This is a genomic window from Nocardioides sp., from assembly GCF_050699375.1.
In the GTDB taxonomy this organism is placed as follows: Bacteria; Actinomycetota; Actinomycetes; order Propionibacteriales; family Nocardioidaceae; genus Nocardioides.
The window spans coordinates 1-9371 of the sequence record NZ_JBOHDN010000132.1; the positions used below are offsets into that span (position 1 = coordinate 1).

General features: G+C 64.5%; 11 protein-coding genes and 1 tRNA gene. 2 read left to right on the top strand and 10 right to left on the bottom strand.

Translation table 11 applies throughout. The annotated features are described in order from the left end of the window. Positions 1 to 52: 52 nt before the first annotated feature. Positions 53 to 127 (top strand) — tRNA-Val (locus tag ACRDPS_RS09540). Between the two features lie 111 nt (positions 128 to 238). Here ACRDPS_RS09540 and ACRDPS_RS09545 read toward each other — a convergent pair. The 8 genes from ACRDPS_RS09545 to ACRDPS_RS09580 form a co-directional block, all read right to left on the bottom strand. After that, complete coding sequence (locus ACRDPS_RS09545) at positions 239 to 574, bottom strand: tyrosine-type recombinase/integrase (RefSeq protein ID WP_431501393.1); 336 nt, start codon at positions 572 to 574, stop codon at positions 239 to 241. Positions 575 to 614: 40 nt separating this feature from the next. Next, positions 615 to 1883 carry a hypothetical protein gene (locus ACRDPS_RS09550; protein WP_431501394.1) on the bottom strand — a complete coding sequence of 423 codons (1269 nt, stop codon included), beginning with the start codon at positions 1881 to 1883 and terminating at the stop codon, positions 615 to 617. A 103-nt stretch (positions 1884 to 1986) separates the two neighbouring features. Continuing rightward, positions 1987 to 2748, bottom strand: a complete 762-nt coding sequence (locus tag ACRDPS_RS09555) for a hypothetical protein (protein ID WP_431501395.1) — start codon at positions 2746 to 2748, stop codon at positions 1987 to 1989. Between the two features lies 1 nt (position 2749). Further along, on the bottom strand, positions 2750 to 3928 hold the full coding sequence (locus ACRDPS_RS09560) for a hypothetical protein (RefSeq protein ID WP_431501396.1): 1179 nt from the start codon (positions 3926 to 3928) through the stop codon (positions 2750 to 2752). Further along, positions 3925 to 4209 (bottom strand): hypothetical protein, encoded by a 285-nt coding sequence (locus ACRDPS_RS09565; RefSeq protein WP_431501397.1) that lies wholly within the window; start codon positions 4207 to 4209, stop codon positions 3925 to 3927. The genes ACRDPS_RS09560 and ACRDPS_RS09565 overlap by 4 nt, the downstream gene beginning before the upstream one ends. Beyond that, the gene (locus ACRDPS_RS09570; RefSeq protein ID WP_431501398.1) at positions 4206 to 4472 is read right to left on the bottom strand and encodes an SAV_915 family protein; all 267 of its coding nucleotides are present in this window, start codon (positions 4470 to 4472) and stop codon (positions 4206 to 4208) included. The genes ACRDPS_RS09565 and ACRDPS_RS09570 overlap by 4 nt, the downstream gene beginning before the upstream one ends. A gap of 391 nt (positions 4473 to 4863) precedes the next feature. Further along, positions 4864 to 6063 (bottom strand): hypothetical protein, encoded by a 1200-nt coding sequence (locus ACRDPS_RS09575; RefSeq protein WP_431501399.1) that lies wholly within the window; start codon positions 6061 to 6063, stop codon positions 4864 to 4866. Positions 6064 to 6253: 190 nt separating this feature from the next. Further along, entirely contained in the window at positions 6254 to 7027 is a 774-nt protein-coding gene (locus ACRDPS_RS09580) for a hypothetical protein (protein WP_431501400.1), read from the bottom strand. Positions 7028 to 7132: 105 nt separating this feature from the next. On the opposite strand from ACRDPS_RS09580, the gene ACRDPS_RS09585 reads away from it, so the two are divergent. Then, positions 7133 to 7363 carry a hypothetical protein gene (locus ACRDPS_RS09585; protein WP_431501401.1) on the top strand — a complete coding sequence of 77 codons (231 nt, stop codon included), beginning with the start codon at positions 7133 to 7135 and terminating at the stop codon, positions 7361 to 7363. 95 nt (positions 7364 to 7458) lie between these two features. Here ACRDPS_RS09585 and ACRDPS_RS09590 read toward each other — a convergent pair whose 3' ends face one another. Continuing rightward, positions 7459 to 8898 carry a purine-cytosine permease family protein gene (locus ACRDPS_RS09590; RefSeq protein WP_431501402.1) on the bottom strand — a complete coding sequence of 480 codons (1440 nt, stop codon included), beginning with the start codon at positions 8896 to 8898 and terminating at the stop codon, positions 7459 to 7461. Between the two features lie 116 nt (positions 8899 to 9014). After that, positions 9015 to 9371: IclR family transcriptional regulator domain-containing protein (locus ACRDPS_RS09595; protein WP_431501403.1), on the bottom strand; the 357-nt coding region annotated here is incomplete at its 5' end.

Here is a 9371-nt window from a genome sequence, read left to right on the forward strand (position 1 = left end):
AAATCCCGTACCCACCTCGAAGCACCACCCTGATGTAAACTGAACAAACCCCGGACGATTGGCGCAGCGGTAGCGCGCTTCCTTGACACGGAAGAGGTCACTGGTTCAAACCCAGTATCGTCCACCACCGAAAGCCCCGCCTGACCTGGTGAAACACCGGATCGGCGGGGTTTCTCCTTGTCCACATTCGGGACGCCAGTCGCGCTTGAGCGACAAAGTGAGTGACAAACGCTTCGCCCTACGCATCCTTCACAGTCGTTCCGAAGACTTCGTCCATGGCCTGGGCGCCGGTCTGAATCACCGGACGGATCTGTTTGCGATACACCCGCTCGGTGACGGCGCTCCCGCCCTTGTGACCGACGAGACGTGAGATCTCGTCGATCGGCACACCGTGTTCGGACAGCGCCGAAACGAACGAGTGGCGGAGCTCTCGTGGTGTCCAATCCTCGCGGTTGAGGCTCGGCACCTTCTTCAACGCACGACGAAACGTTCGACGCACGTTGGCGGCGTCCAGCTCGGTGCCAACGCCGGTTGTGAAGACGAGGTCTGGCCTCGGCCAGGACTTCGCCTTCATCCGCCGTTGGGCCTGTCGCACCCGCTGCCGGCGTAGTTGCTCAAACCATTCGCTCGAGACTTCTAAGAGGGTCGCGCATGTCCAGCGCGCTCTCGACCTCGACAAGGTGCTGTTCGATGGCGACCCGGTCCTCACCAACATACCGATCCAGTTCGTCCCTGACGGCTTCCAGGAAGGCACGATGACGGTTGATCGCGTGCCATTCCTGCGAACGTTCGATGAAGTGCTCCCACTTGGCGTGCTCGACGTACTTCTCCTTGGCAGAGTCCATGGCGCTCTCCCAGCGCCGCCGGCGGTCGGCCTCCTCTCGCTTACGCTCCTGCTCCTGCCACTCCGCACGAAGTCTCTGGACCTCGAAGGCGCGTAACAGTTCGGGGAGTCGGTCTTCGACTTTGGTGGACTTGGCGTCTCGGTAGTGAGCGCCGTCGTAGCCGAATCCTTGGCCGTGAACCACGAGTTCGAGCTTCCCCGTGCTGATGAACTCCCAGTTCCGGGTGTCGATCCAAGCGGGCACTGGCTTCCGCCCGCGCTCCCAGCTCCGGCCGAGCTGGGCCGCTCCGGGGCCAGCGATCTCCTTGACCTGGATGGTGTACTCGCCAGCTGGCGTCTGCACGGCGAGGTGCAGTTTTCGCACCTTGCCCACCTCATGCGGTGGTCGACCCTTCAGCGCCGACGCTGGGTGCCATGCATCCATGCCGCGCCGCTCGGCCTCACGGGCCAGCGCCTGCAGGATACGAGCCGCACGCGGAACGTGGTCCGGAGTGACGTAGTGCCACTCCTTGTCGCTCACATACGCTCGGACAGCGGGGTGATACTTGCCGATCCGTTCAGGTACCGGAACGGGGACCGCATCGACGAGGTCGTCGAAGTGTTCGACCAGCTCGATCGCGATCGGGCCTCTCCCGTACCTCCCGACCCAGCTCATCGACAACTTCTTGCCCCTGGGGCGACTCGCCGACTTCAGGCTCATACGGACGAGGCGCTCGTTCGCCGCCACGACGTCACCTTCACCATGCACCACGAGCCGACCACCGGCGTCGAGAACCTGGGCGATCAGTCGATCGGCCTCAGTCTCGTCTGGCAGCACGACGGCCGGTGGATCGGCGATCCAGCGACGACCGGCCGCAGTGATCGCAGCGGTCCACGTCGGGCCTCGGCCCTTGATCTTGATAAGCCCACGGCGTTGCAACGCTTGGGCAGTGATCTTGTGTTCATGCCCGTCCTCGTAGACGCCTGCTGGACAGCCGTCGCTGATCCAGCCGAGCACATCGACCTGCTTCTGGTTCAGCTGTTCGGGGTTCTTACCCATAGCGCAATCGTCGCGTGTGAAGAGAGTGTGCGACCAGTACGAATCGCTCGAACCGTTAGTCGACGACCAACAGACCCCGCCGGCAACTGGGCCGAGGAGACCGTCAGGCGTCCGCGGGTGGCAGCGATGCAGGTGTCCCCAGCGCGGCTCGGAATCCGGGGTCGGCTAGCGCCTTCATCACCACGAAGTAGCGAAGCTCGGGATCGCCGGCCATGTCGCGTCCGTCGATCCAGAGATTGTCGTGCTTGAAGATTGGCGTCCAGCGCCGCAACTGCGACACAGCCCAATGTGTCTCGGGTCGCTCGCCAACGGTGATGCCGAACGGCTCGCTAGCAGTGGCACCGCGCACATCGGCCCACCTCACCGTCCACTTGGTGCCATCATGCGCGTGGACCAAGCCAGACGGAGTCGCCCACAATCCACCAGCCTCGACCTGGTGCGGGGACCCAAGCCAGACGAACACTGCCGCAAGGGCGGCGAGCGCGATGCCAACAGGGATGCTTCCCGCGACGAAAGCGGCGACAGACCCCAATAGCGGCGCCAGACCGATGCCGACCAGGGTCCACGACGCAACGGTCGAGCGTGTCCCACGACGCGGGAAGAACAACGCCTGCTCGCCAGCAACGACACTCAACGTCGGCGCCATGGGTTTACGACGATCCCGCGCGTCGCCGATCGCACGGATGAAGCTCGCGATGCCGACGACGACGAGCACCCACCCGAAGATCGCCAGCACCCAGCCCGATCCTTCGCTTGACCACGCCAGCGCACTTCCTAGCAACGCCCCGAGGCCAAGAGCCACCAAGAGGATCCCAGCGATCACTCTGGCGGCGTCCTGCATCCCACGCAATCTGTTGCTGCTCATGTCAGAAGACGCTCTCGAATCCATCGACGATCGCGCCTCCGACATCGCCAGCCGCATCAGCGATGTCGGCTCCGGTGTCACCGACCGCATCGAGACCCGCGACGAACGCCTTGCCGACGTTTCCGTCGTGGTCCCACAGGCCGTCGAGCATGCCGGAGGTGAAGATGCCGACTCCAGCACCGACAACGACACCGACAGCGGTACCTACCGGACCTCCGATCATCGTACCGACCACTGCACCTGCTCCGACGGAGGCGGCGAACCCGCCGAGGTTGGAGACGGCAGCCTGCTCTCCGCTCTCGCCGCCGTACTTCATGTCGTACCAGATGCCGACGCCAGAGAGCGCCCCACCAGCCGCGAGCGGCAAGCCCTTGGCCAGCCGCAACGCCTTGCCAGCACGTGTCAGGTCATCGGCCGTCGAGGCGACGCCTGTCTTCGCCGTGTCGAAGTCGTCGTAGTACTTCGAGGCATCGAAGATCGACCTGCCACTATTTGCCTGTTCCTTCAGGCGTGCAAGGTCGTCGGCGTGCTGCTTGGCGAAGGTATCAGCGGTGTTCTTGAGGATGCTGCCGTGGAATTCGCCGACGGCGCCGGCAAGACCACCAGCGATGTCCGCTGCAGTTGTAAGGGTGCCCTTGTTGATGCCTCGGTCCTTCGCCGTGACTTCATCCCACGCTGCCTTCATGCGGCCCCAGACTCCGTCGGCTCGTTCGGAAAGCCTGTTGTAGAGGCGGACCTTGTCCTGGTGTGCGTTGTACTCATCAACCTGGGCATTGTGCGCTGCGACATCGGCGCCTGGCGCGGGTTCGCCGGGGCGGGAGGGCCCGGCCCCGGGATCGGCGATCGTCATCCCGTGGACGGCCAGACCGCCACCGCCGGCCTTGTCCCGAATGTCGGCCATATCGCTCTGGCAAGAGCGGAGGGTTCCGGCATAGTCCGAGAAGCACGTGCTGATGCCTTTGATCGTGCTGTGGAAGTCGAGCGCCTCGGTGGCGCCGCGCTTCATCGCTCCCTGGAACGCCTCGCTCGTATCGCCATCCCAATCGGCGCCGGCGTCACGTCGTGCGTCTGCCATACCGTTTCCAGCAGTGTCGATCGCCGTACCAAGCCTCGATTTCAGCCAGTCTGCCGCTGCTTCGATCGATCCCGGGCTTCCCTTGATCTCGGTCTCGATCGTCACATCGAACCCTTCTGGCGCGAGCCTTCAGCGGCCGCCTCAGCGTCGACCGTCCAGAAGTTCCTAGCAGCATCATCGACTCGGTCACCAACGACTGCCAGTAAGTCCGAGACCGTCGCTGCGGAGTCTGTGATCTTGGACAGCATGCCGTTCATCATCGCGCTCATCTCACCAGCGTCGACGGACTTGGGCGCAGACGACGCCGTGCCCTCGATCGCGTCCCGACCCTTGTCGACGGAACCGCGAACACTCGTGACAACGGCATGGGAGATCTTGACACTCACGACTGCTCACCGCCGGGGTGCAGTGCGCGGTCGACAAACAGCTTGTCGTACGGTGCCGCGTCGTACGCGGCCTCCAGGTGTGCAGGCGACATCAAGACCCACGCGGCGCCATCGCCGTACTGAGCTGCCAGACGGTCGATCGCGGAATACACGAACAGGGCGACTGTGCCGTCCGACATCTGATGCATTCGTAGTCTGTTGTTGCCCGAGTCGTCGGTGAAGGTCGGCGCGTACACGACAGGCGGTAGCTGCTGTTCCGTCACGCAGGTAACGCTATCGGGGCGCCAAGGTCCGAGCAAAAGTCCCGGCTGAGACGTACGCCCGAGCAAGCGACACCCGTGACGAGCTCACGCAGATTGCCCCGATCGCACGCATCGCCACGCGGGAGCAGGTCGCAGCCGCGGACCCCGCCCTCGACCACGACTCCGAGTCGCTCCACAATCTCGTCCGCATCGTCAACGGCGAATACAACGCGAGGGAAGGCGGCGTTGACACTCCCGTTGACCGAGCCAAGCCCGGCGAGGATCCCTTGTGGCGACTACCTGACGACCCAGAAGCAGAGCGCGTGCCGACTGCGCCAGAAACAGGTGGAAAGACGGAGGAAGAGGATGGTTAGACGCGCGTCCGTCCCGCCGGTCGACGGCTGACCGCAGGTCACCGGGGTGGTTGAATGCGGGTGGGCACCATCGAGTAACGGGTCTCGCCCATCGAGAGCTTGAGGATCTCCTTCGGCGCAGCCAGGGTGCCGTCGGCCTCTGCCGCGTGCAGCATGACTGACGCTGTGTCCAAGCCAGTGATCGAGATCAGGTCGGTGAGTCCGTCACCGTTGACATCGGTGGCCGCGGTCGGCATGCCACCCTCCTTGCCCCCGCGCTTCGGCCGGTTGCTCGCCTTCGTACGACTCCACTTGCCGCTCTTGGCAGACCACACTTCCGCCTTGCCGGCACCGTCGAGACCGACCAGTTCCTCGGCACCGTCGCCGTCGGTGTCTGCGGGGACGGCGTCACACGCGATCCCAGCTTCCTCAACAGAACTACCTCCGCGCTCCTTGCTGACGAACTTCTGAACCGGCCCGTCTCGGAACGCTTTGCCGTTGGAGTACGCCGCGAGGTGTCCACACATTGCGCCCAACCCGCCTGACATGAACTCGGCGGTCGTGTAGTCCACGAGTAGCGCCACGTCGTCCTTGGCATCAGCGTTGAGGTCACCGACCACGAAGTGGGTGTCAAAGACGGCGTTCACCGACTCGCCCCTGGGGGTCTCCGTCTCGAGCCAGGTCTCCGGTTTGCCGAACTTCCCCGGCGTGACCTGGCGGTGGACCGTGAAGCGCACCTCCATCGTCTCCACTGTGTGGATGTCTGGGTTGTTCATCTCACGCGCGAAGTAGATGTCCTCCTCGAGTCCGAGGTCAGGACGGCCATCACCATCGAAGTCCCCACAATGAACGGCGTTGACATACATGCCCTTCACCTTGCGCTCCCGCTTGACTCCCGCGAGCGTTTTCCCAGACGCATCAACCACCTTGAAGGTGTCGACCGTCTGACCCTTGGGAGCCATGTCCCGCACGACCGCGTCGGCGACGTGGTCGCCGTCGAAGTCACAAACTGCTTCTGGATGTGCCTGCGAGAGCGAGCTCGATGCCATCTCGAAGACCGACCCGTCCGAGATCATGTCCATCAAGGAAGCTGCCTCGAACACCGCGTCCCCGTCGCCATCCCCATCGATGTCGCCGACCACCGGCGCCTTGGCCGCCGCGCTCGGCGAAGGCGCCACGGAACCCGAGGCGTTACCCGCATTGCCGGGATCCTCCCCGCCGGACTTCCCGTCGGCACCGCAACCCGCAAGCAGGCTCACCAACAACACACCCGTGCCCGCCAGGGCAACGAGGCCCCGCGGATGAAGATGGACCGAACGCATCTGACCCCCGAGAACATCACGACCACTACCCGACCGGCGACATCAAGCTCGCCACAACGTAAAGGACCCTACCCCGAGATTGGCATCCCAAGCGCCAAGAACCGAGAGGTTGACGGATGCAGACTGCTCACTTCTTCTTCACACGCAGCGTCGAGAAGACCGTGCGGGCAAGACTCGCGCATTTCGCCTCGGTGAAGAACTCTGCTCGGCACTCGATGATCACTGTGACGCCGTCAGCGAGCTTTCCGCCCTTGTGGACCACCACGCCGTTGTACTCCCGCTGCCAGGTGACAATCTTGCCTTTGTCTGCCTTCCAGCTCGACTTCTGTCCCGACGCGATGACGTCGAACACGACGCCGGCCTGGTTGACCGACGGCTCCTGGGTCGCTACCCCGAAGATCTTCCGGTTCTCCAAGTCAGACTTGGTGGTCTGGGTCCGCATATCGTCGACACTCAGGTCACTGCCCAACGCATGCGGGTCGTATTCAGCCATCTCCAGGCTGACTGTCACCTTGCTCTTGCGTTGGTTCGGATCGCTGTCGTCGTAAACTCTCGCGGCGCTCCTGGACGAATCGCTGTCCACGGATCCCGGCGGCGACACTGGCATGTCTTTGTCTGACGGAACCGCAACCCAGCCTTTGTCGGGGAGCTTCACGGACGCTCCCCTGTACGACACTGTGGATGCCGCCGGCCACACATCAGATGACGGCGATGCCGACGGCGCCCGGGAACAGGGCACCGACCAGGCGAGACAGCCCTCCGGTTCTTCGCTCTTGGTCGATTTACTCTTGGTCGCGCTCGCCTCGCCCGCTGCTGGCTCCTCAGCTGTGGAGCAGGCTGTCGATAGTGCGCAGATTGCGACGATCGACGTCGCTGCGTGCGCGAACTTGAACTTGGTCACCCGATTGACCCCTTCAGAATCGCCGACGTACTTAGGGATGATTAAGCCCCCGCCGGGCCCGGTGGTCAAACAACGCGGCCGACTTTTTGATGAGCAACCCACCGCATGACGGGCGATTCCAACGTCGGCACCATCGACATCGTGTTCGCCAAGGTCGAGCGGATCCACATCGATGACAACGTGCTGACGCCCGACGGCAGGCTCGACATCCCGCGCATCAAGCCGATCGCGCGAATGGGGTACTTCGACTACACGGTCGTCACCGAGACCTTCGAGATGCAGGTCCCCGACTCCGGCCACGAGGCGGCCTACGGTCTCGCCGGCCAGCCCACCTGACAAGCACTCCCCCACGCCATCGGTCGTCGGCGCGGGCAATGGCAGACCACCCCGCTCACCGCGCGGGGTGGTCTGCCGTTGAAGAAGAGAGTGAATTATCCGACTGGAGCGGATACCGGGGCGGGCCCGGGCAGAATCATCGCCGAGGGTGGGTTGCTGGTCCGCTTCGCCAGTGGGTAGTAGACCGCCGCGGTGAAGATCAGGCCGACGATCCAGGAGATGTCGGCACCACCTAGCGCCTCGGTGACCGGCCCGGTGTAGAGCTTCTGCGCCAAGAACGGAATCTGTGCCACGACGCCGAGCACGTAGCAGCCCAGAGCGGTCGCGTTCCACGCGCCGTACCGGCCCTTCGGGTCGTAGAGCGCGGGAACGTCCACGCGCTCCTTGGAGACCAGGTAGTAGTCGGTGAGGTTGATCGCGCTCCACGGGGTGAACACCATCAGCAGCGCCAGGACGAAGTTCTTGAAGTTGTCCAGGAAGTCCGCGGAGGCGAAGACGGCGATCACCACAGAGGTGCCCAGGAAGAGACTGATGTAGAGCACCCGGGCCGCAGCGGAGACCTCTCGCATCCGAGCGAAGCCGGAGACCACGGTCAGCATGGTCATGAAGCCGCCATACGCGTTGAGGCTGTTGACCGCGAGCTTGCCGACCACGATCACCAGGTAGATCAACAGGGCGATGGCGCCGCCGCCGGCGAGATCTCCCATGAAGCCGACCTGGTTCGTCAGGAAGTCGATGCCGCCGGCCGAGACCGGGAGCGACGCCACGACGACGCCGAGGGTCATCGCCCACTGTGATCCGAGGACGCTGCCCAGGAAGGTCGACCAGAAGGTGGCCTTCTCCGGGGTATCGGCCGGCAGGTAGCGCGAGTAGTCCGCGACGTACGGCCCGAAGGTGAGCTGCCAGCCCGCGCCCAGCGAGACGGCCAGCAGGAAGGTCGCGGCCTCGAAGCCACGGACACCGAAGACCGCCGACACGTCGTAGTCGGCGATGAGGCGGAGGCCGAGATAGGTGAAGCCGATGATGCCCACCACCGTCGCTACGCGACCGACGACATGGATGAACCGGTAGCCGACCGTCGTGGCGACCGCGGTGAGACCGCCGAAGATCAGGATGCCCACGGCCGGCGCGTCCACGTGGAGCACGTTGTTGATGGCCTGGCCGGCGAGCACGGTGCCGGTAGCCGCGAACCCGATGTACATCACGACCACCAGCACCAGTGGCAGAGCCGCGCCATAGACGCCGAACTGGGCCCGACTCGAGATCATCTGCGGCAACCCGAGCCGCGGTCCCTGGGCTGAGTGGAGTGCCATCACCGCGCCACCGAAGACATTGCCGAGCAGCAGTCCGATGATCGCCCACAGTGCGTCGGCGCCGAAGACGACGGCGAGCGCGCCGTCGACGATGGCGGTGATCTGCATGTTCGCGCCGAACCACAGAGTGAACTGACTCCGGGTGGTCCCGTGGCGCTCACCTGCCGGGATGACATCGATGGTGCGGCGTTCGATGCCGCCACCAGCCTCGGGTGTGGCCATGGTGACTCCTCAGTCGTGACGAATGTGACCTGCACCTCCATTGGAAGGCTTGTCACCCCTCGCGGCCTAGGCGTCCGGCAGGCTTCGAGTCTGCGATCCCAGACTTGACCTTGGACCTAGATCCCCTGGATTCCTGCTCCGATCCGCCGTCCCAGCTCCCGCACCGCTGCGGCGACCTCGCTCGCCATCCGCGCGACGTACGCCTCGGTGGCCTCGCCTTCGGGGAAGGTCACCGTGACCGCGGCCACCGGATGAGCGTTGTGGTCCAGCACGGGCATGGCGACCGACGTCAGTCCGGGCGTGACTTCGCCGTACTCGGAGGCGTACCCGTGCCGGCGTACGTCGGTCAGCAGCCGGCGTAGCGCACTCAGCGAACGCGGGCCTGCCCCCGAGGCGAAGGCGTCCGCGTCGGGATAGAGCGCCCGGACCTGAGTCGCCGGCAACGCGGCGAGCATCGCTCGGCCGCTGGCCGT

Coding starts and splice junctions, on each gene's coding strand:
- ACRDPS_RS09555 (WP_431501395.1), bottom strand. CDS start 2,748: ATGAGCAGCAACAGATTGCGTGGGATGCAGGACGCCGCCAGAGTGATC.
- ACRDPS_RS09590 (WP_431501402.1), bottom strand. CDS start 8,898: ATGGCCACACCCGAGGCTGGTGGCGGCATCGAACGCCGCACCATCGAT.
- ACRDPS_RS09545 (WP_431501393.1), bottom strand. CDS start 574: ATGAAGGCGAAGTCCTGGCCGAGGCCAGACCTCGTCTTCACAACCGGC.
- ACRDPS_RS09550 (WP_431501394.1), bottom strand. CDS start 1,883: ATGGGTAAGAACCCCGAACAGCTGAACCAGAAGCAGGTCGATGTGCTC.
- ACRDPS_RS09585 (WP_431501401.1), top strand. CDS start 7,133: ATGACGGGCGATTCCAACGTCGGCACCATCGACATCGTGTTCGCCAAG.